Origin of the sequence: Bradyrhizobium sp. ISRA436, assembly GCF_029910015.1 — a bacterium.
Classification (GTDB): Bacteria; Pseudomonadota; Alphaproteobacteria; order Rhizobiales; family Xanthobacteraceae; genus Bradyrhizobium.
The window spans coordinates 6,650,630-6,671,327 of record NZ_CP094519.1 but is presented as its reverse complement, the minus strand read 5'-3'; the positions used below and the strand labels follow the sequence as shown (position 1 = coordinate 6,671,327).

Here is a 20,698-nt window from a genome sequence, read left to right as displayed (position 1 = left end):
CTTGGTGTATGAATGGCCCGTCTCACCCGCTTGAGGGGCGCTTCGCGATCGTCACGAGTGTTGGGTCGAGATGCGGTGGACGCGGCGCGTGTGACTGACGAGCACACGTGAAGCGGACGGTGAAGTCGTGCAGGCCTGACGCCCTAGTGGCAGGTGTCTCATCAGCAAGGGACGAGATCTCTCACTGATGACGGTGACAACAAAGCCCAGTCTCGCCGGGGCGAGCACGTATAAGCCGTAGCCCATCGCGCAGGGAAAGCCGGAGTGTTTTCCGGTTTCACCTGTGGTCCTACCTCCCGTGCTTTTTTCACTGCACGGGACCCATGGGTGCGATCGGCACCCGGCTTTCCCTGCGCCCTCTGCTAGTTCAGAGAGCGAAACGAACGGCAAGACTCGGGCGTATCGCGCCGCGAGAATGCGAATGTATGACTCACAAGCGGTGCAATAAACTCGATGTCGTCCCGGCGCAGCCCGGGACCCATTACCCCGAATGTCAGTTATCGCACGACGCTGGGGCCACGATCCCATTCATCATCAAATGAGGTGGTTGGGTCCCGGCCTTCGCCGGGAGAGCCGGGCGCTAGCTAGCTCGTGGTGGTACGCACCACGCGCTTGATCTTGTCGGTGGTGTAGGTCTGCCCGCCAATGGAGAGCAGCGGCGGGGAGGCCGTGAGATCGACCGAATCGACCATGCCCTGAATCTCGGTCGTGATCGCGACGTCGTTGCCCTTGGAGTCCTTGCCGGTGGCGGTCAGCGTGTAGGTGCCGGGCGGCCACTGCGTGCCGTCAGTTCCCTTGCCGTCCCAGACGAAGCTGGCATTGCCCTGGTTCAGGTTGAAATTGCCGGAATAGGCGGTCTGGCCGGTCGAGCTCGTGATCGTGATTGTGGCGCTCGTAGCCTGCGAAGCCGTCAAATTCCAGGTCGCGGACTTGTCGAACTGCGCCTTGCTGCCGTCGACCGCGACCGTGTTGCCGACATAGACCAGCGCCTGTGTCGACTGCGCGCTCTTCTCGATCTCGATCAGCGACTTCAGCTGGTCGTTCGATTTGAGCTGCTGCTCGACGCCCGCGAACTGCACGAGCTGCTGGGTGAACTGGTTGGTGTCGAGCGGATCCAGCGGGTTCTGGTTCTGCAGCTGTGTCGTCAGGAGCGTCAGGAAGGTCTGGAAATTGTCGGCGATGCCCTTTGTCGTTGATGACGCCGAGTTGCTGCCGGAGCTCGATCCGGTGTTGGTTCCCGGCGCCGAAGTGACAGGCGTCGGCATGGTTGCATCGACTGACATCGTGAGCTCCCTACACTCGGATATCGACGCCGCCGAGTGCGCCGGATGCGCGCCCATAGGAACGGCTGGCGTTTGCGACGGGAACGCTCTCGTCCTCGCTGACGATCAGGCGGTGGGCGTTCGGATTGGACTGGCCGTTGTTGTTCTGGCCCGACTGCGACTGGTCGCGCAGGCTGAACTGCAATCCGCCGTTGCCGGTCGACAGGCCGGCATTGTCGAGGGCGCGCTGCAACTGGTTGGCATCCTGGCGCAACATCGACAGCGTCTCGGGCCGTTCGACGGTGAGATGCGAGGTGACCTGGCCATTGCGATCGACGTCGATGCGAACGTCGATGCGGCCAAGCTCGGCCGGATCGAGCCGGATCTCGAAACGGCTCTTGCCGCTCTTGGCGGAGGCGGCGATCTGCATCGCGAGCCCGCTGAGCGGCACGGCGGCATTCTGCGCCGCCGTCGCCACGGTGAGTTGCGGTGTCGCGACCTGCGTCGTCGATGTGGTCGTCAGTTGCGGCTGGATAGCGTTCGCGGCCTGTGTGCTTGCGTCGGGCGTATTGAGCAGCGTCTGTGCCGGCGTGTGGGCGTTGGTAGCAGGCGTCGGCGTGGCGTTGCCGTCAGCGTCGGCCTTGATGGCATCGGCGGCACCGTCTGCGGCCTTCGCCTTGCCGGCAACGGCGGCCGGCTGGGTCACCTGGGGAACGATGGTCGTCGGCGCCGTCGGGGCGGCGTTGTTGGATGCGGCCGTGCCGTCCTGATCGGCAGGCGCGGTGGCGGCCGCGTCCTTCGCAGCCGGTTGTGTCGTGGCTTGCTGTGCCGTCACCTTCATCGCGGGTGTCGCGGTGGCGACGGTTGCCGCAAGCGTTGCGCTGCCGGTCGCGGTTGCGGCGCCCTGGGCCGTTGCCGCATCGGCGCTGGCCACGACCCGCGCCTCGGTCTTCACGCCGGCCGCCTTGGCGACGTTGCCGGCATTGGCGGTGGTGGTCGCCGCGGTTGCGGTGTCGGCGCCATTTGGTGCACCCGTGCCGGCGATCGCCGAGCTTGCTGCAATCGCCGCGGCCGCGATCGCGAGCGGTGCCGCGGGCTTGTCGGACGAAGCGGCAGTCGCCGTCGCGGTCGCGCTGGTGTCGGTCGACGCGGCGGCAACCTGAAGCACCGTGGCGACGGGGGTGACCGCGTTGGCCGGCGTCGCATTCGACGGATTTGGCTGCGCGTCGGTCTGGGCGGTTGCCGGCTTGCTGTCGGTGGATTGGGTCTTCGCGGCCGAATTGGAATCGTCCGACTTCGATTTCGACTTGCTCTTGCGTGGCGCGTCGCTGCTGCCGGCAGCTTTGCTGTCATCCTGCGACGATCGGTCGGGTGCCGTGGTGTTGTCGCGCGCCCGCGCGTCGGTCGGCGATGGCGACGACGAATCGTCGGAGCGGCGCGTGGGCGACGGTTGCGTGTTCGAGGTGTCGTACTGGCGATTGTCGGTGCCGGTCGCCGTGTTGCTGTCGACCAGCGCGGCAAAGCTGTCGCGGCCCGCCTGCTGGGTCGGGTCCGGCCGCGCCGAGCGCAGCGTCGCGCCCTGAAAAGACGGGCTTGCCCATGCTTCCGACTTGACGCTGACCACCGCCGACCCTCGCAAAGAGACTTCCGGCCTTTTGTCAGCAAGGACCGGGCCAATCGGGGCGTTCATGGAAAATGTAATTATTTCAGCCTGTTAATGTGGATTGACGCAGGTCGGAACCGGTTCCCGGCGGGCCCTCTTTTTGCCCGGCGGCAAGATTTGCCCTCCGCGCGCGGCAACCCGTCGCTTCCCCTGATTGCCTCCCCGGAATCCGGCCTATATTAAAGAGGGTCTCCAACGCGTCCCGAACCGACCGATCCGGCCTTGGACGCGTTCAAGGCTCTCTGGACAAAGGCTTTTTAATCCCGTCGCGGAGCCCGCGAGGCGCGCCGCGACACGATCGATGACCCCTTGAAGATGCTCAACAACCTGGATCTCGAAGGTCGCCCTGAGGACACACGGATCGTGGTCGCCATGTCTGGCGGCGTCGACTCCTCGGTGACGGCTGCGCTGTTGAAGTCGCAGGGGTACGACGTGGTCGGCATCACGCTGCAGCTCTACGACCACGGCGCCGCGACCCATCGCAAGGGCGCCTGCTGCGCCGGCCGCGACATCCACGACGCGCGCAATGTCGCCGAGCGGATCGGCATTCCGCATTACGTGCTCGACTATGAAAGCCGCTTCAAGGAGCAGGTGATCGACAATTTCGCCGACAGCTACGCGCTCGGCGAGACGCCGGTGCCGTGCATCGAGTGCAACCGCTCGGTCAAGTTCCGCGACCTGCTCGCAACCGCGCGCGAACTCGGCGCGCAGGCGCTCGCGACCGGCCACTATGTCGCCTCGCGCAGGCTCGCCGACGGATCGTGCTCGCTGATGTGTGCGGCCGACGCCGATCGCGACCAGAGCTATTTCCTGTTCGCGACCACGCGCGAGCAGCTCGATTTCCTGCGCTTCCCGCTCGGCGACATGACCAAGCCGCAGACCCGCGAGCTGGCGCGGCGCTTCGGTCTCGAGGTCGCCGACAAGCAGGACAGCCAGGACATCTGCTTCGTGCCGACCGGCCGCTACACCGACATTATCGGTCGGCTGAAGCCGAATGCGATCGCGCCCGGCGACATCGTCGATCTCAACGGCAACGTCATCGGCCAGCACCAGGGCATCGTTCACTTCACCGTCGGCCAGCGCAAGGGTCTCGGCATCGCGTCGGGCAGCCCGCTCTATGTGGTCAAGCTCGATGCGGCGACGCGCCGTGTCGTAGTCGGGCCGCGCGAGGCGCTGCGCATGGACCGGATCGCGCTGCGCGACGTCAACTGGATCGGCGACGGCGCGCTTGATCGCGTCATCGGGGACGGCATCGAGATGTATGTCCGCGTCCGCTCGACCCGCGCGCCGCAGCCGGCGTGGCTGCGTGCCGCCAATGGCGGCTACGAGGTCGAGCTCGTCGCGGGCGAGGAGGGCGTGTCGCCCGGCCAGGCCTGCGTGTTCTACGACGCCCCGTCGGGGCAGGCGCGCGTGCTCGGCGGTGGCTTCATCAAGAGCGCGAGCGCCAGCCGCGCGGCGCGGGCAGGGATGCGGGATACGGTGGCACCGCTCGCAGAGGCGGTCCGTGGCTAGAGCATGATCGGGAAAAGTGGCAGCCGGTTTTCCCTCGCGACGAACGCGGAACGCGTTTGCACGGAGATCATGCTCAAACAAGGAGCTGAGATCATGGTGCGATGTCTTGTCGTCGCATGATGATCGAGTGATGTTGGGGCAGGCAATGGGGGACATCGACCGCGACGGGGTCGAAAAGGCGTATGGCCGCTGGGCGCCGATCTACGATCTCGTGTTCGGCAAGGTGTTCGATCAGGGCCGCCAGTCGACGATCGCGGAGGCCGACCGGATCGGCGGACGCGTGCTTGATGTCGGCGTCGGCACCGGACTGTCGCTCTCGGAATATTCGCGGACGACGAAGCTGTGCGGCGTCGATATTTCCGAGCCGATGCTGCGGAGGGCGCAGCAGCGCGTGCGGGCGCTGGGCTTGAGCAATGTCGAGGCGCTGGCGGTGATGGACGCCAAGAACCTCGCCTTTCCGGATGCGTTTTTCGACGCGGTGGTCGCGCAATATGTCATCACCGCGGTGCCCGATCCGGAAGCGACGCTGGACGACTTCATCCGTGTGTTGAAGCCGGGCGGTGAGCTCATCTTGGTCAATCACATCGGCGCCGAGAGCGGGCCGCGCCGCATCTTCGAGCTCGCCTTCGCGCCGCTGGCGCGGCGGCTCGGCTGGCGCCCGGAATTCCCGTGGGAACGGCTGACCAATTGGGCCGCCAGGCATGGCGGGGTGAGTCTTGCGGAACGGCGGCCGATGCCGCCGATGGGGCATTTCTCGCTGATCCGCTTTCGAAAATCGTGAGGTTGCGACGATTCTGACCAGGAACATCGGCGCGCCGGCGTCGTTGGCTTGCCATGCGGATCAATCGAACGCTCGCTCTGTCATGTGTGCTGATGGCGCTGCCCGTTGCCGCGGCAGCTCAAGCGCCGCCCGCGCCGACCACCCCGCCGGCGCAGACCGCGCCGCCGGCGCCTCCGCGGATCGCGAATTGCGCGCCGACGCAGCAGCCGGCCCATCCGGGCCCGAACCCGAACGCGTCGGAGGGAACCACGACCGGCCAGAGCGCCGAGTCGTTGGGCGACAAGCTCGCCAAATCCGATGGCGTGCTGTGCCCTCCGTCCGGCGTCGATCCCGAAATGCGTGCGCCGACGCCGGAAGGCGGCAACACGCCAGTGATTCCGCCGCCCGGCAGTCCCGGCGGCGACCAATCGGTCCGGCCGAAATAGCGCCTGTCTCCAATAAGTTGCAGGAGAGGTCCGGTTTGCTTGACAGACGCGGCCCCCGCTCTTTATATGCCGCGCATTCGCGCCCGCGGCACGCATGCCGCCGGCTGCGATACCGTGGCGGGGTAGCTCAGCTGGTTAGAGCACGGGAATCATAATCCTGGGGTCGGGGGTTCGAGTCCCTCCCCCGCTACCAGAAAGTTAAACCAAATCAATCGGCTACGTCTTCCGCGCGATGTGCCGTCGGTTCTGTAGCAAATCGGTAGCACTCTCATCCTCGCCGGACGGATAATCTAATCCTTGAAAGTCGTCCGCATTCGAATCCTTCGGCAATTGAGCGCTGACTTCGTTCTGACGCCGTATACGCCTCAGTCGAATAGCCGCTGCATTGTGATCGGTAGTGCAAACCCTGTCGGCGGCAATTTAATCTAGCGTCACCGTACGGACCGCGCTTGAACGCTTAGGGTTCCTTTGAGTACGTGGGTCGGCGCCGCCTACGGCAGGGATGCAAACGGCAAGCTTAAGGCGCCGCCTCTCACTCAATTCGCAGCGGAAATCGGCGTATCGTACAAGACCGTGTTGCGGATGCGTGACCTCATCAAGCGCGCAGCTTCGAAGTATAGGGGCTACAAGGACGGCTTCGGTCGGTTGCCGCGTAGTTTCATGAAGCACAGGAGCAGCCCGAGGTTGACGGCCGACTACCGTCACCGCAAGCGAACGCTGCTAGCGACCTAAAGCTGGCGCTGCATGACCTTCGCGAATTGTGGTCTCCAGCGACCCAAAGATGTGAACGCGGCCCTCCGGAACGCCATTTCCCACACCTCGAGAAAACGCCCAGATCGCGCCGCGACGTTAACCAAGTTGGGACCGTCGGCCTCATGGCCGATCGACCTCGAGCCGACGAGAATGTTCCTTCATGGGTTGGAGTCCAGTGCTCGCGTCATCGAGTCCAACGGACGCATCGGCTATGTCCATGTTTGGTGCTATGCCGGCTACGTCTATCAAGGGGCCTTGAACGCCCGCTGTCTCAAGGCGCGCTAAAAGACGAGGACGCGCTGATCTGGGATTTGCGGGATGGCTGGGGCGGTGCGCAACCCGAATATCTCGACCTGTTCAATGCCCGGGCGCCAACAATGCAGGTCACCGACCGAAGCGACACTAGCGAATTCGTGAACGTGAAGTGGCGCAGGCCCGTTGCCATGCTGATCAACGGCAGCACCCGCAAGGGCAAGGAGGTCCTTGCCTATGGCTAATCCGGGAAAGGTGATCGATCCCTTTCCGCCGACATTGAACTTGCGAATCGGCCCGAATTGTCAGCCGCCTGTTTTGCCGACGTATTTTTCCTACCAGGAGGAGCACAACAGCTTCGCGAGGGCGACACGCCGCTGCGTGGGCGCCTGCCGTCGCCGCGATAGCAACAAAGGCATCATGTGCCCGAGCTACATGGCGACGAATGAGGAGAAGCACTCGACGCGAGGCCGCGCGCGCCTCCTGTTCGAAATGCTGCATGGCGGGCCGATCGACGACCTCTGGCGTAGCGCGGAAGTGGAGGACACACTCGATCTCTGCCTCGGCTGCGAGGGCTGCAAGAGCGACTGCCCCGTGCAGGTCGACATGGCGACCTATAAGGCGGAGTTTTGCGCATCACTACAAGGGCCGCTTGCGCCCCACGTGCAGCCTATTCCATGGGCTTGATCCATGAATGCGCGCCTCGCAAGCTCCGCGCCTTGTAGGCGCCGTATGCTTTCTTGGCCACGGAACGGCGGCTTTGGTCAAATGCTGGCTCTATGATTTGGTTGCGACGCCGACTTCGTGGCAAACCACAGATCCCCCTTACTTCGCGTGCCCCGTGGCCGCCCGCAGCTCATTGTTTCCACCTTGCAACCCTTTTGCTGGAGTCACGTTGACCTGCATCGCAGCAGCGGGAGCGCTTGCCGCGAGCCGCGCCACGACGCCGCATTGATGGAGCCCGTGGTATGACTGAGGTGCAGGAACTCGCGAGGTTTGTAGAACGTGCCCGGCTGGAACACCTGAGCGAGCGGGCACTGGAGCAACTGAAGATCCGCGTGCTGGACACGATCGGTGTGGCCATTGGGGCGCTGAATGCGCCGCCCATTGCCGCGATACGCAGCCTCGTCGCCGAGCTTGGCGGTTGTCCGTTTTCGACGCTCGTTGGCGGTGGCCGCACCGCGCCGGACCGCGCCGCGTTCTACAACGGCGCTCTCAGCCGCTATCTCGATTTCATGGACAGCTATATCGCTGCCGATGAGACATGCCATCCATCTGACAACCTTGGCGCAGTTTTAGCCGCGGCCGAGATGCGACAGGCGAGCGGAGCCGATCTTCTCACCGCGCTCGCTGTCGCCTACCAAATCCACACCCGGTTGAGCGACGTGGCCCCGGTCCGCGACATGGGCTTTGATCATACCACGCAAGGAGCATACGCGGCTGCTGCGGGTGCGGCCAAGGCGTTTGGCTTGTCGTCCACGCAGATCGCGCATGCGATGGCCATCAGCGGCACGGCCAACAATGCGCTGCGTGTCACCCGTACTGGCGCGCTGTCTCACTGGAAGGCGCTCGCCTATCCAAATACGGCAATGTCGGCGACGCACGCCGCACTGCTCGCGCGCTGCGGAATCACTGGCCCCGAAGCTGTGTTCGAGGGCACCAAGGGATTCAAAGAGGTAATCAGCGGCCCCTTCGAGATCGACTGGCGACAGGAGGATCTGGAAAGCGTATGCCGAACGATCGTCAAGCAACACAATGCCGAGATCCACGCCCAGTCGGCACTCGACGCGACGCTTGACATTCGTGCGTGCCCGAGTTTCGAGGCGGCGGCGATCTCCGCAATACGGCTCAAGACATTTGCGGTAGCCCATCGCATCATCGGCGGCGGGGAGGAGGGCGACAAGCGAATCGTGCGAACCAAGGAGGAAGCCGATCACAGTCTCCCCTACATGCTGGCGGTCGCGCTGATCGATGGCGAGGTGCAGCCGGAGCAATACACGCCCGAACGGATCATCGCCGAGGATGTCCAGACGTTACTGCGGAAGGTAACGGTCACGCCAGATCCAAGCCTCTCGGCACAATTTCCGCAGCGGCTTCCTGCCGAGCTCGAAGTCGAACAGAAGGACGGAATTGTTCTTCGCGCGCGGCGCGATGATTATCACGGCTTCCATACCAGGCCATTCGATTGGGCCACGGCGCGCCGAAAGTTCGATCGCGTCACGTTTGCCTTCACGAACTCGTCCGAACGCGACGCACTGGCCGAGGTGACCGCAACGCTGGAGCGGCGTCCGGTTTCCGATCTCACATCGCTTCTGGGCAAGATCCATATCCCGCCCATGGAGATGCGAACAGGTTTCTGAGGAGGACGAAGCCATGGCAGAGACCACGTTTCCCTTTATTCCCCGCGCTGCGCGTTCGAGCAAGCCGCGCAAGATCGGCCTGACCGAGATCCGTGGCCCATATTATAGCGCTTATGGCCCGCGTCACCTCGCAGACCTGCTGGAAACCGTGGGCTTCTGGATCGACGGCCTCAAGTTTGCCGGCGGATCCTTTGCGCTGATGCCGCCCGCTGCGGTCAAAAGCATCAACAAGCTGGCACACGACCATGATGTCTATGTGTCCACCGGCGGCTGGATCGAGAACGTGCTGCGCTTCGGAGCTGATGCTGTTGATCGCTACATCCGGGAAGTCAAGGCGCTCCAGTTCGATGTGATCGAACTGTCGGCCGGCTTCATCAGCCTGCCCACAGATGCTCTGCTGCGCCTCATCGAGAAGGTCAAGGCGGCAGGACTGAAGGCCAAGCCCGAGCTCGGCATTCAATTCGGTGCCGGCGGCGCGACTCCGGCCGAAGAGCTGGAGAGCGAGGGGACCAAGGATGTGGCCTGGCTCATAGCGCAGGCGAGGCGGACCATCGACGCCGGGGCCGACATGATCATGATCGAAAGCGAGGGCATCACAGAGAACGTCAGGACCTGGCGTACCGACGTGGTGGCGAAAATCGTCGATCAATTGGGGCTCGAGAAGGTCATGTTCGAAGCCGCGGAGCCCGAAGTTTTCGAATGGTACGTCAAGAACTACGGCAACAACATCAACCTGTTCATTGACCACAGCCAGATCGTTCAGCTCGAGGCACTGCGCTCAGGGATCTGGGGCACCAAGAGTACCTGGGGTCGAATTCAGAACCTGTCCGGTTAACGGTGCGAACGGAGTTTAACGGCGGATTGGACATGAGCGCGCCGCGGCAACTTGCGGTCATCTTTCTAGGCACGTGCGGAGAGATTGGTGCCCGCTCACGCCAACACCGGCGGCGCAGCTCCGTGATCGTGGAGCGTGGTGACGCGCGGGTGATGATGTGCACGTGGGTGACGGCGCGACGATCAACCGCCCTATCGTCCGCCGACGTAGTCGAGCCGTGATCGGGCACACCTCGATCCGAACCCAGCTCAACTGCTGCAAAGCCGAGCAGGTCGGACACTCCATTTCCACTCACTGCGGCAGCGAGATCGTGACCGGTGGTGCGCGGCGGATCAGTCACGTGGTCCGCCGACTCGGGGCTGAGCGCGGCGTTGAGGCGCGTATCGCCCGTGACGGCCTTAGACTGGTTCTGGATGACCGCAACGTTCATTGTGCGGGCGCGGAACGAGGTTTTGGGAATGTCAGTCCCAGCCATGCGCGATGCTGAATGCACGGCATTTCTGCAATGGGCCTTGCCACAGCTCGACATGCATTGGCCTGGCTTCCGGAAGGTGCGGCATCAGGTCTGCAAGCGAGTGAGACGCCGCATCGCCACACTCGGCTTGAACGGATTCGCTGCATATCGCGAACGCCTGGAGAGCGACGTACAGGAGTGGCGGGCCCTCGACCAGTTCTGCCACGTCACGATGTCACGCTTTTTTCGGGATCGTGGTGTCTTCGACTGCCTGCGGACCGGCATATTGCCGGCCATTGCCGAACGTGCTCGGTCGGAACGGCGTCCGGCACGTTGCTGGTCGGCTGGCTGCGCATCCGGCGAGGAGCCGTATTCGATCAGGATCCTCTGGGATATCGGATTGAGTTGCGCCGTTCCCAATAAGGAAATGTTGATCGTCGCTACCGATATCGAGGACGTGCTTCTCGCGCGTGCCCGCTCCGGCTGCTACGATCGCGCCAGCCTGCGCGAGGTCCCGCCGGAGCTGATTCCGCACGCATTCAAGCGTGACGGATCACGCTTCTGCATCCACGACGAGTATCGTCAGGGTGTGATGTTCGTGAAGCAGGATCTACGATCGGAAGCGCCAGCGGGCCCATTCGATATCATTCTCTGTCGACACCTCGCATTCACGTACTTCGCACCGTCGCTGCGGCAGAAGGTCCTACGGATGATGGCCGAGCGGCTTACTCCAAATGGATTTCTGGTGGTGGGCTCCCACGAGCAGCTAGCCGATGCGCGGTTTGTTTCCGTAGCCCGCATGCCGCACGTGTTCACGAAGGTTGACTGAACTGCGCCAACGGCCCTGATCGTTCCAATAACGCACAGTATTGTTGTCACACGATCGTGCTGGCTCGCAGATGGTTTACGCGTCAAGCGCGTTGCGAATCTTCTTCGCGTTCACTTCAAAATCGTTCGGGTTGCCTGTTGCACTGCCTGGAGCTGGATAAAGCCAAATGTGCGCATGCGGCACCTCTTCGCCCAAAATCCGCGCGTGTATTTCCTCGCAGAATGCCTTTTGCATCGCCCGCGCGATCTTCTGCACGACCTCGAAGTATGCACCGCCATTCGGCACATCCCAGACCCAACGAACATGCCTCTTTGGGATGACCAGCGTGTGACCTGGGGAGCGTGGGCGAATATCGAGAAAAGCGAGATGTTCTTCGTCTTCATAGACCGTCGTCGATGGAATCGTGCAGCGGACAATCTGGCAGAATACACAGTCTGTCATCGTTCAGATCACCTCCGCATCCTGCTAGACGGCTCAAGGGAACGGCATCCCGGTGATCTGCGGAATTCGCTAGCGGGATGCATGCCCATAGTGCGCGCCGCTGACATCGTGACCCTAGGATACACTCGCTGATGCATCTGCCACACTTCGATCCGGCTCCTGCTTGAGCGAGAGGTACTGAAGCATATCGGACAGTGCCAGAACGCGGACCAGGCGTCCCTGGTCGACCCAGCGAGCGTCAGCATCTTGATGCGGTGCAGGAACATCGCCGTCTCGTATGCAGTGACCGTATTGGCAAAAACATGCTGCCGGTCGTACGAGTTCCTATTTTGCGCGACGCGTGGCTTGCAACGGCCCCAACTCCTCGGTCCTGCCGCGTGCACCGCTTAAGGTCAGTACGATGCGACCAGATGTAGTGGAACGCGCTTGAGCTTGGGTGGCGACGTATTCCGTTCTATCGACCCGCGGCAGACCCCGACGGGCCGACGCGTCGCCGGTGCGACCGCCGAGAGCCTCAAGCGTGCTTCGAATCCGCCGAGTCCTCCCAGGCGCGTCGCAGATCGGCGACCGCCTGACGCCAAATCCTGCCCTTACGCCCGCCAAAGCGGCGGGAGTAGGCAGGGTGGAAAGTGACGCGCAGCCGGCAGCTCTCAAATTGGAGCCTTGCCTTGCGCGCCGCCTGGATCGATTGCGACTCGCCGAACAGGCGGGCCGCTGTGCTGCCAAGGGCAATGATCATGCCTGGCTTGGAACGTCGGATATCGGTTAGCACTGCTGCGCCATAGCAGGCGACTTCCTCGACCGTCGGGCTGCGATTGCGTGGTTTCCGGTCTTTGGAATACGCAATCGGACGAAACGGAATGGCGTTGGCTAAACGGACTTGCTTGGGGTCGATCCCAGCCTCCTCCAGCATCTCGCGCAACGCTCGGCCGGCCGGACCGACAAATGGCTTACCTTGGGCAGATTCCTCGGCGCCGGGTGCCTCGCCAACGAAGTATAGGCGTGGCCGCCGGAACAGGCCCTCAGGGGCGACACGCCGGTAATCGAGATGCTTGCTGACGTCGCTTGTCGTGACCATCGGTTCCTGCGCCAAGCCAGAAGATGACATGCACAATGCAATGTGTTCCGGCTCTATCAACATGCTGTCGCGCCACCGATTTCCAAGAGCACGTCGGACTTCCGGCCGGCGAATCGCCTTGGAACTGACGATCGCTGACGCGAGTTTTCAATCCATCAAGTTAACTGCCGCGACGGGACGGAATCGGAAGAGCAGATGTCACTAACCGCCTATCGCAGGAAGCCCAATTTTCGGACGACGCCGGAGCCGCACGCCCGTGCACACCGGAGAAGCAAGGAGTTGATTTTCGTGGTCCAGAAGCATCGCGCTTCGCACGTGGACCACGACGTTCGCCTCGAGCTGGATCGGGTCCTCAAGAGTTGGGCCGTGCCCAAGGACCGCCCAGAAGATCGGCCGACAAGCGCCTCGCGGTGCAGGTTGAGGACCATCCCTATGCATACAAGGACTTCGAGGGCAGGATACCCGAAGGCGAGTACGGCGCGGGACTCGTGGAAAAATGGGATGGCGGAATCTACGCAGCCGAAGGCGCGCGTAGCGCAGCGGAGAGCGAGCGAGCCGTGCGAGCAGGATTGCGGCGAGGATGCGCGAGTTTCATTCTCAAGGGAGGCAAGCTTCGGGGGCGTATTCGCTCGTGCGATTGAAGCGACCCAAGCAATGGCTACTGATCAAGACGCATGCGAAAAAAGAATTATTGCAAGACCTCCGGCAAGACCGGAATCCACGTGCTGGTTCCGCTCGGCGGCCAATGCTACGGCCGGTCCTCAGGCAACGTACAGACCTGCGTCGCGCCGTTCGCAGCCTTGAAAGCGAGTTGCGCGATGCGGCCGCCAGCAAGTCGAGGTAAGTGCGAGTACAACTGCTTCCCCAGGTCCTTGCTGCTGCTTGACGCGACTAAGTATCGGCATCGCGAGACTGTGCCCTCGAAGCAACCGCGACCCGTCGATCTCGTCATTTCAACGCAAGAGAAATAGGAGCGAGACATGCCCAGGACAAAGACGCTGGCCGCGACAGCACCTCGTTCATTTCCGACCATCAATCCGGCGACCGGCGAGAACGGCCGCGTCTATCAGGGTCACACGATTGATCAAGCCATATTGATTGCGGCTGACGTGCATCAGGCGCAAAGCGACTGGCGGCGGACGCTCTTCAACGTGCGCGCGGATCTGATGAAGAACGCGGCGCAAGCCATTCGCAAGAATCGGGAACGCTATGCCAGATTGATGACCGATGAAATGGGAAAGACCGTTACCGATGGTGTGGCCGAATTAGAGAAGTGCGCCTCGACCTGCGAATATTTTGCGCAACACGCCGAGGAGTTTCTAAGACCCATCCCTCAGGATATGAGCGCCGGCCATGCCGGGCCCAAGCCGCCCCCTCGCGCTTTCGTGACATTCAATCCGCTCGGCGTCATCCTTGCGGTGATGCCCTGGAATTTTCCTTTCTGGCAAGTGATACGATTTGCGGCCCCGCATCTGATGGCCGGCAATGCCGGTGTTCTCAAACATGCATCCAACGTTCCCGGCTGCGCGCTTGCGGTTGAGGAGATCTTCAGGGAAGCCGGATTTCCGACCAACGTCTTCAGAACAGTGCTTCTGTCATCCAAGGACCTCAAGCCGCTGATCGAAGATCCGCATATCGCCGCGGTGACGCTGACGGGCAGCGTCGCCGCTGGCAAGTCGGTGGCTGCGACCGCAGGAGCCGTAATGAAGAAGGGCGTATTCGAGCTCGGCGGATCGGACGGCTATACCGTTCTGGAGGACGCCGATCCCGTTGCCGCGGCCAGGATCTGTGCGCGCGGACGGATGGTCAATGGCGGCCAAAGCTGCATTGCGGCCAAGCGGTTCGTCGTGGTCGAGAGTGCACGGGAAGCGTTCGAGCGCGCGCTGGTCGAAGAGATGCGCGCTTACGTGATGGGAGATCCGTACGATCCGAAGACCAGGCTGGGACCTATGGAAAGCGTGCACTCGCGGGATAAGATTGCAAGCCAGGTTAGGCAGAGCGTGAGAAATGGTGCCAAAAATCTCCTCGGCGGCGAAGTGCCGAAGCAACCGGGCGCATGGTATCCGGCCACTGTTCTGTCAAATGTGCTGCCCGGGCAGCCCGCGCATGATGAAGAAGTGTTCGGACCGGTTGCCGCTGTCATTTCCGCCAAGGACGAGGCGGACGCGATCCGCATCGTCAATGCCAGCCACTTTGGTCTCGGAGCGGCAGTGATTGCGGGTGACACCGCCCGAGGAGAGCGGATCGCCGCGGAAGAGCTGGATGCGGGCGCTGTGTTTGTGAACGAGAGCGTCCGCTCAGACCCACGGTTGGCGTTCGGCGGGGTCAAGGACAGCGGCTACGGACGGGAATTGTCCGAATTTGGAATTCGCGAGTTCTGCAACATCAAGTCAGTCTTGATCGAGCCGCTGTAGTTGAGCCGTTCAAACCTTCCGCACGGATGGTTGACGTAGGTAGCCTACGTCGCCCTGTTCGATTTCGCCGTGTGGCGGAGAAGGATGAGCCTCCTGTTTCAGAACTGCATACGTGAGATTTGGCCTTCGATCTCAAAGCGCGAACTCGTGTTCGTGTGGCAGGGGGACTCGGCCAGGCCGTAACGGCTCTCTCCGAGGTCAGAGGTCGCGCAGCATAGGAACCTTGGGTTCATGTTGACATTGTCACCGTAGCAGCGAAGGAGACCGCAATGGCAACGCTTTTAGTCATGGATCACACCGGCGACACCCGTCATTACTTCGATCCCGAAGACCGTGAGCAATTCGCCGGGGCGGAGGCGCGCTTCAAGCAACTGATCTCGGATGGCTATACGGCCGCGACGCGGCAGGCAAGCGGGAATACCGTGGTAGCGCGATCGCTGGATCCGAAGGCGGAAGAGACCTTGTTCTATCCGCGGCTGGTTGGCGGATGATGCGGTTTCGTCCGCGTGATGCGTTTATGCCGCTTGGGCGTGCAGCTGGAGCGCTTTACGCGACGGCGCTCGCGATACGGGAGCGGTGGCGCGCGTATGAGCAAATCGAGACACGCGGGATGGCATTATTGTTCCGCTGGCTCTCGCCGGAGCAGCGATCCGAGTTCGAGAAACACAAGCGCTTCGACGTCATCGGCTCCGAGTCCGGCAAGCGGTATCGCATTTGCTATGGAACCTCGACCAACGTCTACGAAATGGACGACAAGGGCCTTGTCGTTGTGGGTTGGTGCTTCCGACCTGTCGGTTCCCTGGTGGCAGGTGACGTTATGCTTGCGCAGAAGATTGCGCTGGAAATTGACGAGCGCGGAACCCTGATGGTTGCCAGACCATTCCCAGGTTCGATGCCGCCGCGGGCAGGCCTGCTACCGACCGGTTAGTTCAGCGCCGGCATCGCCGGGAACGCATCTTTCCCACGCGCGTTTCGCCCTGCGGCGCGGCGGGTTGGATCTGCCCGGCGGCGTTTGCCCTCATGACGGGAGTCCGATGGCTCTCAACTTTGAAACGCTCAAGGCGACGCTTGTCCTTTATGGGTTGAACGCGGTCTGCGCGATCGTGCTCATGATCGTCGGCTGGTATGCCTCGAGCTTGGCGCAACAATTCGTGTCGCGTACGCTCACTGCGACGCAGCATGTCGACGCGCTGGTGACCGTCTTCCTGTCGAGCCTCGCGCGCTACGCGGTTCTCGCCGTGGTCGGCATCGCCGTCTTGCAGTTGTTTGGCATTCAGACGGCAAGCCTGGTTGCCGTGTTGGGCGCCACCTCGCTCGCGATCGGTCTCGCCTTGCAGGGGACGCTGTCAAACCTCGCAGCGGGGGTCATGCTCCTGCTGTTCCGGCCGTTTCAGATCGGAGACGACCTCGAGGTCGCGGGAAAGGCCGGCAAGGTGCGCGCATTGTCGCTCTTCATGACCGAGCTTGTCGCACCTGACAATACGCAGGTGTTGTTGCCAAATGGCTCGGTGTGGGGCAGCGCGATCGTCAACCACAGCACCTATCCGGGCACCGGTGAGGTCAAGGTGTCCTTCCCGGTGAGAGCAGGGGATTCGATCGAGCGGATCACCGGGCAAATCCTGCAGCGGTTGCGCGGGGACACGCGGATACAGGCGCAGCCGGCGGCGGAAGTCCACGTGTCGAAGGTGTTGAACATCTCCGACGCGGCGGGCCCGTTCGTCGAACTGACGGTCAGCGCAAAAGTCAAACCGGCCGACACCGACGCGGTCAAACAGCGCCTGCTGGATGAGATCAGTTCCCTGCTTGGTGACGATGTCGGTCGTCCAGCGGCTGCCTGAACTGTCGAGTGGAGCCAATAGGAACCAAGCAAATTGCGCGGGCTTAAGCCAAATGATTCAGATAAGCGTGCTCGGCTAATCGACCAAACGCAAGCGTCCGACCGCGCTTGCCGGGATTGAGACGCTCCCGGAGGGCGGAAGCCTGCCGCGGCGAGGCAAGCCAAATACCCGCGATGCGCGCCGCGGAATCTCCGGCACGCGCTGCGAGCGCAGCCGGTGGGCCGGCGACCGCACCACTCACGCATGCGCCAACGGAGAAGCTCATGGACCTGAACGGCAAGAAAATCGCGATCCTCGCAACGCACGGTTTCGAGCAGTCGGAGCTTGAAGGGCCGCGTGATCGTCTGAAGAAGGCTGGCGCAGCGGTCGAGGTCGTCTCGCTCGCTTCGGGCGAGATCAAGGGTTGGGAAAAGAAGGATTGGGGGCGTCCGGTCAAGGTCGACAAGACGCTGGATCAAGCCGCGGCCGCCGATTACGACGCGGTGGTCCTCCCGGGCGGACAGATCAATCCGGACTTTCTGCGCGTCGAAGCCAAGGCTCTGAAGTTCATCAAGGATATTTTCGACGCCAAGAAGACCGTCGCGGCGGTCTGCCATGGACCATGGCTGTTGATCGAGACCGGAATCGCCAAGGGCCGCAAGATAACGTCGTACAAGTCGATCAAGACCGACGTGGAGAATGCCGGCGCGAGGTGGCAGAACGCCGAGGTGGTTGTCGATCAGGGCGTGGTCACCTCGCGGAATCCCGGCGATCTCGAGGCCTTCAGCGCCAAGATTATCGAGGAGGTCAAGCAAGGACGCCACACCCAACGCCGCGCGGCATGAGGGATCGTCATGCCGCCATTCTCGGAAGAGAATCGCTGCATCGAAAGCTGTCTTGCCTGCTACAAGACCTGTCTAGGCACGGCAATGAACCATTGCCTCATCACTGGCGGAAAACATGTCGAACTCACGCATTTCCGCCTGATGATGGCGTGCGCCGATATGTGCCGGACCGCGGCCCACTTTATGCTGATCAACACGCCACACCACAAGCACACGTGCCGCGAATGTGCGGAAATATGCGCCGAGTGCGCCGCGGACTGCGAACGCATTGGCGGCATGGACGAATGTGTCGCAATGTGCAGAGCCTGTGCGGAGGTCTGCCGGAAGATGGCCAGCTGACCCTTGCTGCGCACGATCGATTTGGAGAACATCATGCACGACAGCACTATCAAGAAAGTCTCCCAGGCCACGGCCCCCAAAGGCGCGATGGGACAGACTTATCTCGTATCCGGCAAGCGTGTCTCGATGCGGTTCTGGGACAACGAGCAGCCGCAGCAAGGTAGTCCCGAGCAGCGGGACTACGAAACCGTCGGATACGTCATCGCGGGTTTGGCAGAGCTCACGCTCGAGGGACAGACCATTCGGCTACAGAAGGGAGATTCCTGGCTGGTACCCGCCAGGTCTGAGCACAGCTATCGGATCCTGGAACCTTTCACCGCGGTCGAGGCGACGGCGCCGCCGGCGCAAGTCCACGGTCGGGACGAGCCCCAGTCGTAGGAGACCCAGGATGCTCGAAGAGAAACTAAGGGAGGCGATCATCGGCGAACTGATGCGTCAGGCGGCGGATCGGCCGGATGTTCTCCGCGTGCAGAACTCCCGAGAACTCTCCGTGGTGGGCGCGATCGATCTGGACGCGCTCGTGATGGTGATTGCAGGCGCGGTCGCGGGTGGTCCCTGACACGCTGCGTCAGCAACAGATCGGATTTCGCCGCTTCCGCTCTCGAGGAGATCGCAATGAATAGAGAGCCAATTACGCCGATGACGCAGGACCCCGGCCGCCTCAGCGATTGGGGGTCCCATGCGCAAACCGACGAGCCCTGGAAGGGTAACCCGGAGAAGGAGCAACGCTCCGGAGAGCACAAGCCCGACCTGGAAAAATGGCATGAATCGAACACGCAATGATCGGCGGGGAATGAAGGATGTCTCCATTTCACTTCAACATCGTAAGTGACGACCGCGTGATCGGCTCGACAGGCCAACCAGTCGTCGACCGCGATCAGGCCATTGCTGTTGCAAAACGCCTGGCCATCGATCTTGCGGAGGAACGGAAGGAGTTTCTCGGCCGAGGTTACTTCGTCTCGGTGACCGACGGCGACGAGCGCGAGATTCACCGCGAAAGCATCGATAGTGCCGAAAAGAGCGGCTGACCGGCGTCTGGCGTCGGCTCGCGACGGAGAAGAGAGGAATCCGGCTATGATCTAGTCGGAGGTGACATAGTCGGCGCGCGAGAACACCAACGTGACGACCAGCGCCGCGATCCCGCCGGTAATCAAGATCCAAGGCAGATAGTCCGCCACTGGCGCAAATCCATATGTTTGCGGCCCGCGAGGCTGAGCTGCGCGGAGCACGAGATCGATCTTCATCCCGAATGCCTACAGCTGCGCGTGCTGGCCGGTCGGTCGCGAGATTTGGCTCAGCGCCATGCCTGCGCCGTTGTTCCCGTGCGCCTGCGCGATGTCGCCGAGGGCAATGATACCGACGAGCCGCTTGTCGCGGCTAAGGACGGGCAGGCGGCGTACCTGTATCGCGCCCATATTCTGCGCGATCTGCTCGATGTCCTCGTCCTCGAAGCAGTACTTCACTTCGGCGGTCATGATGTCGCCGATCCGCGTGTCCGGGCCGCGCCCCATCCCGACGCCGCGTACCGCAATGTCACGATCCGAGATCATTCCGATGAGACGGTCGTTGTCGGTAACGGGCAGCAGCCCGACGGCGAGCGCTCCCATCGCTTCCGCAGCATCGCGGAGCGTGCTGTCGGGGGTGCACAGCTGAACGTCTCGTGTCATAGCATCGGAAACCTTCATGATCGGCCTTTCCGTTGGCTGGTTGCTTCAACCGCCTAACGATACACCCCGAGCTCCGTTCCTAAGTTTGTCCGGTTGGTCGCCATTATCTGCCGTTCTGCGTTGTCAGGTCGAAGGACTTGATGACGTAGTGCTGCTCAAGCAAGCGCAGGAGGTCGACCGGCGGACGAGAATTTTCGGGACGTCGCCAGAATACCTCGAAAGCATAATCCACGTTGGTCGAGTCGCCCCTGCGTCGCCGTTCCTGGAATCGCGCATGGTAGTGCAGCGGCTCGATCAGCTTCGGTAGCGTCTCGATCACGCTCACGTCGGCTCCACCAATCGTCAGGGCAGCGCGGTGGAGCCGGGGAATTCTGACATCGACCCATTTGAGGATCGAGAGCGTGACGACACCAATGGCGGTTCCGACGCAACCGAGGGCAAGTTGCCCACCGCCGAGACAGAGCCCGATGACGGTGATCAGCCAGAGCGTGGCGGCGGTTGTCACGCCGGTGATGAGATCGCCCTTCTTGAGGATCGTGCCGCCGCCGATGAATCCGACGCCCGTCAGGATACCGAGCGGAAGCCGCATCAGGTCCAGCTGGATGAAGGAGGTTGAACCCTTTCCGTCGACGGACAGCAGAAGATTGGCCTGAATCATCGACAGGGAGGCGGCGAGTCCGACCAGGATTGTGGTTCGTAAGCCCGCTGCATGTCCGCGCGCACCACGATCAAAACCGATGATCATGCCGGCCAAAATTGTCAGTGCGAGGCGGATGGCCATGTCGGACCAGGTCGGCTGAAGCGGCACGTTCCGCCCCGCACCTACGACGCGCCTACGGCTGCAGTCCGAACCGACATGTCGGATGATCGGAGATGGGTGATCGCGCAGCGGTCATCGATCGTTACCGCGTTCAGCGTTTCCGGCACAGCAGACTGCATCGCATCGGCTCCCTTCCAGGGCAATCAATGCC

The 20,698-nt window shown here is 62.4% G+C and carries 23 protein-coding genes and 1 tRNA gene; 18 read left to right on the top strand and 6 right to left on the bottom strand.

What is annotated here, in order from left to right; translation table 11 throughout:
- Positions 1–584: 584 nt before the first annotated feature.
- Positions 585–1,283: a flagellar hook capping FlgD N-terminal domain-containing protein gene (locus MTX23_RS31000; protein WP_280973898.1), complete on the bottom strand. Its 699-nt coding sequence runs from the start codon at positions 1,281–1,283 to the stop codon at positions 585–587.
- A 10-nt stretch (positions 1,284–1,293) separates the two neighbouring features.
- Positions 1,294–2,886 (bottom strand): flagellar hook-length control protein FliK, encoded by a 1,593-nt coding sequence (locus MTX23_RS30995; protein WP_280973897.1) that lies wholly within the window; start codon positions 2,884–2,886, stop codon positions 1,294–1,296.
- 354 nt (positions 2,887–3,240) lie between these two features.
- Between MTX23_RS30995 and mnmA the strand changes: the two genes are divergently transcribed.
- From mnmA to MTX23_RS30955, 8 genes are all read left to right on the top strand, one after another.
- Positions 3,241–4,437: a tRNA 2-thiouridine(34) synthase MnmA gene (mnmA, locus tag MTX23_RS30990; protein WP_280978276.1), complete on the top strand. Its 1,197-nt coding sequence runs from the start codon at positions 3,241–3,243 to the stop codon at positions 4,435–4,437.
- Positions 4,438–4,582: 145 nt separating this feature from the next.
- Positions 4,583–5,218, top strand: coding sequence for a methyltransferase domain-containing protein (locus MTX23_RS30985; protein ID WP_280973896.1), 636 nt, complete (start codon positions 4,583–4,585; stop codon positions 5,216–5,218).
- A 53-nt stretch (positions 5,219–5,271) separates the two neighbouring features.
- Positions 5,272–5,643 carry a hypothetical protein gene (locus MTX23_RS30980; protein WP_280973895.1) on the top strand — a complete coding sequence of 124 codons (372 nt, stop codon included), beginning with the start codon at positions 5,272–5,274 and terminating at the stop codon, positions 5,641–5,643.
- A gap of 116 nt (positions 5,644–5,759) precedes the next feature.
- Positions 5,760–5,836, top strand: a tRNA-Met gene (locus tag MTX23_RS30975).
- 1,067 nt (positions 5,837–6,903) lie between these two features.
- The gene (locus MTX23_RS30970; protein ID WP_280973894.1) at positions 6,904–7,335 is read left to right on the top strand and encodes a (Fe-S)-binding protein; all 432 of its coding nucleotides are present in this window, start codon (positions 6,904–6,906) and stop codon (positions 7,333–7,335) included.
- Positions 7,336–7,616: 281 nt separating this feature from the next.
- On the top strand, positions 7,617–9,008 hold the full coding sequence (locus MTX23_RS30965) for an MmgE/PrpD family protein (RefSeq protein WP_280973893.1): 1,392 nt from the start codon (positions 7,617–7,619) through the stop codon (positions 9,006–9,008).
- Between the two features lie 13 nt (positions 9,009–9,021).
- Complete coding sequence (locus MTX23_RS30960) at positions 9,022–9,843, top strand: phosphosulfolactate synthase (protein WP_280973892.1); 822 nt, start codon at positions 9,022–9,024, stop codon at positions 9,841–9,843.
- 413 nt (positions 9,844–10,256) lie between these two features.
- Entirely contained in the window at positions 10,257–11,126 is an 870-nt protein-coding gene (locus tag MTX23_RS30955) for a CheR family methyltransferase (RefSeq protein WP_280973891.1), read from the top strand.
- Between the two features lie 75 nt (positions 11,127–11,201).
- Here the strand turns inward: MTX23_RS30955 and MTX23_RS30950 are convergent, their stop codons facing one another.
- Both MTX23_RS30950 and MTX23_RS30945 read right to left on the bottom strand, forming a co-directional pair.
- Positions 11,202–11,567 carry an HIT domain-containing protein gene (locus MTX23_RS30950; RefSeq protein ID WP_280973890.1) on the bottom strand — a complete coding sequence of 122 codons (366 nt, stop codon included), beginning with the start codon at positions 11,565–11,567 and terminating at the stop codon, positions 11,202–11,204.
- A 514-nt stretch (positions 11,568–12,081) separates the two neighbouring features.
- Positions 12,082–12,708: a uracil-DNA glycosylase gene (locus MTX23_RS30945; protein WP_280973889.1), complete on the bottom strand. Its 627-nt coding sequence runs from the start codon at positions 12,706–12,708 to the stop codon at positions 12,082–12,084.
- 917 nt (positions 12,709–13,625) lie between these two features.
- Here MTX23_RS30945 and MTX23_RS30940 point away from each other — a divergent pair.
- The 10 genes from MTX23_RS30940 to MTX23_RS30895 all read left to right on the top strand — a co-directional run bounded on the left by MTX23_RS30940 (position 13,626) and on the right by MTX23_RS30895 (position 19,088).
- On the top strand, positions 13,626–15,059 hold the full coding sequence (locus MTX23_RS30940; RefSeq protein ID WP_280973888.1) for an NAD-dependent succinate-semialdehyde dehydrogenase: 1,434 nt from the start codon (positions 13,626–13,628) through the stop codon (positions 15,057–15,059).
- Positions 15,060–15,328: 269 nt separating this feature from the next.
- Positions 15,329–15,550, top strand: a complete 222-nt coding sequence (locus tag MTX23_RS30935) for a hypothetical protein (protein ID WP_280973887.1) — start codon at positions 15,329–15,331, stop codon at positions 15,548–15,550.
- Between the two features lie 119 nt (positions 15,551–15,669).
- Complete coding sequence (locus tag MTX23_RS30930; RefSeq protein ID WP_280973886.1) at positions 15,670–15,987, top strand: hypothetical protein; 318 nt, start codon at positions 15,670–15,672, stop codon at positions 15,985–15,987.
- Positions 15,988–16,051: 64 nt separating this feature from the next.
- Positions 16,052–16,897, top strand: coding sequence for a mechanosensitive ion channel domain-containing protein (locus MTX23_RS30925; protein WP_280973885.1), 846 nt, complete (start codon positions 16,052–16,054; stop codon positions 16,895–16,897).
- A gap of 263 nt (positions 16,898–17,160) precedes the next feature.
- Positions 17,161–17,721 (top strand): type 1 glutamine amidotransferase domain-containing protein, encoded by a 561-nt coding sequence (locus MTX23_RS30920; RefSeq protein WP_280973884.1) that lies wholly within the window; start codon positions 17,161–17,163, stop codon positions 17,719–17,721.
- 9 nt (positions 17,722–17,730) lie between these two features.
- Positions 17,731–18,060 (top strand): four-helix bundle copper-binding protein, encoded by a 330-nt coding sequence (locus MTX23_RS30915; protein WP_280973883.1) that lies wholly within the window; start codon positions 17,731–17,733, stop codon positions 18,058–18,060.
- Positions 18,061–18,093: 33 nt separating this feature from the next.
- A complete protein-coding gene (locus tag MTX23_RS30910) occupies positions 18,094–18,438 on the top strand; it encodes a cupin domain-containing protein (RefSeq protein ID WP_280978275.1) in 345 nt (114 codons plus the stop codon).
- A gap of 10 nt (positions 18,439–18,448) precedes the next feature.
- The gene (locus MTX23_RS30905; protein ID WP_280973882.1) at positions 18,449–18,619 is read left to right on the top strand and encodes a hypothetical protein; all 171 of its coding nucleotides are present in this window, start codon (positions 18,449–18,451) and stop codon (positions 18,617–18,619) included.
- A gap of 56 nt (positions 18,620–18,675) precedes the next feature.
- A complete protein-coding gene (locus MTX23_RS30900; RefSeq protein WP_280973881.1) occupies positions 18,676–18,843 on the top strand; it encodes a hypothetical protein in 168 nt (55 codons plus the stop codon).
- Positions 18,844–18,899: 56 nt separating this feature from the next.
- Positions 18,900–19,088 carry a hypothetical protein gene (locus MTX23_RS30895; RefSeq protein ID WP_280973880.1) on the top strand — a complete coding sequence of 63 codons (189 nt, stop codon included), beginning with the start codon at positions 18,900–18,902 and terminating at the stop codon, positions 19,086–19,088.
- Positions 19,089–19,313: 225 nt separating this feature from the next.
- On the opposite strand, the gene MTX23_RS30890 is transcribed toward MTX23_RS30895, so the two are convergent.
- Together MTX23_RS30890 and MTX23_RS30885 are read right to left on the bottom strand one after the other, a co-directional pair.
- Entirely contained in the window at positions 19,314–19,745 is a 432-nt protein-coding gene (locus MTX23_RS30890) for a CBS domain-containing protein (RefSeq protein ID WP_280973878.1), read from the bottom strand.
- Positions 19,746–19,830: 85 nt separating this feature from the next.
- Complete coding sequence (locus MTX23_RS30885) at positions 19,831–20,535, bottom strand: MgtC/SapB family protein (protein WP_280973877.1); 705 nt, start codon at positions 20,533–20,535, stop codon at positions 19,831–19,833.
- Between the last annotated feature and the right edge of the window lie 163 nt (positions 20,536–20,698).

Coding starts and splice junctions, on each gene's coding strand:
- MTX23_RS31000 (WP_280973898.1), bottom strand. CDS start 1,283: ATGTCAGTCGATGCAACCATGCCGACGCCTGTCACTTCGGCGCCGGGA.
- mnmA (WP_280978276.1), top strand. CDS start 3,241: ATGCTCAACAACCTGGATCTCGAAGGTCGCCCTGAGGACACACGGATC.
- MTX23_RS30985 (WP_280973896.1), top strand. CDS start 4,583: ATGGGGGACATCGACCGCGACGGGGTCGAAAAGGCGTATGGCCGCTGG.
- MTX23_RS30980 (WP_280973895.1), top strand. CDS start 5,272: ATGCGGATCAATCGAACGCTCGCTCTGTCATGTGTGCTGATGGCGCTG.
- MTX23_RS30965 (WP_280973893.1), top strand. CDS start 7,617: ATGACTGAGGTGCAGGAACTCGCGAGGTTTGTAGAACGTGCCCGGCTG.
- MTX23_RS30960 (WP_280973892.1), top strand. CDS start 9,022: ATGGCAGAGACCACGTTTCCCTTTATTCCCCGCGCTGCGCGTTCGAGC.
- MTX23_RS30955 (WP_280973891.1), top strand. CDS start 10,257: ATGACCGCAACGTTCATTGTGCGGGCGCGGAACGAGGTTTTGGGAATG.
- MTX23_RS30950 (WP_280973890.1), bottom strand. CDS start 11,567: ATGACAGACTGTGTATTCTGCCAGATTGTCCGCTGCACGATTCCATCG.
- MTX23_RS30945 (WP_280973889.1), bottom strand. CDS start 12,708: ATGTTGATAGAGCCGGAACACATTGCATTGTGCATGTCATCTTCTGGC.
- MTX23_RS30940 (WP_280973888.1), top strand. CDS start 13,626: ATGCCCAGGACAAAGACGCTGGCCGCGACAGCACCTCGTTCATTTCCG.
- MTX23_RS30935 (WP_280973887.1), top strand. CDS start 15,329: ATGGCAACGCTTTTAGTCATGGATCACACCGGCGACACCCGTCATTAC.
- MTX23_RS30930 (WP_280973886.1), top strand. CDS start 15,670: ATGGCATTATTGTTCCGCTGGCTCTCGCCGGAGCAGCGATCCGAGTTC.
- MTX23_RS30920 (WP_280973884.1), top strand. CDS start 17,161: ATGGACCTGAACGGCAAGAAAATCGCGATCCTCGCAACGCACGGTTTC.
- MTX23_RS30915 (WP_280973883.1), top strand. CDS start 17,731: ATGCCGCCATTCTCGGAAGAGAATCGCTGCATCGAAAGCTGTCTTGCC.
- MTX23_RS30910 (WP_280978275.1), top strand. CDS start 18,094: ATGCACGACAGCACTATCAAGAAAGTCTCCCAGGCCACGGCCCCCAAA.
- MTX23_RS30905 (WP_280973882.1), top strand. CDS start 18,449: ATGCTCGAAGAGAAACTAAGGGAGGCGATCATCGGCGAACTGATGCGT.
- MTX23_RS30900 (WP_280973881.1), top strand. CDS start 18,676: ATGAATAGAGAGCCAATTACGCCGATGACGCAGGACCCCGGCCGCCTC.
- MTX23_RS30890 (WP_280973878.1), bottom strand. CDS start 19,745: ATGAAGGTTTCCGATGCTATGACACGAGACGTTCAGCTGTGCACCCCC.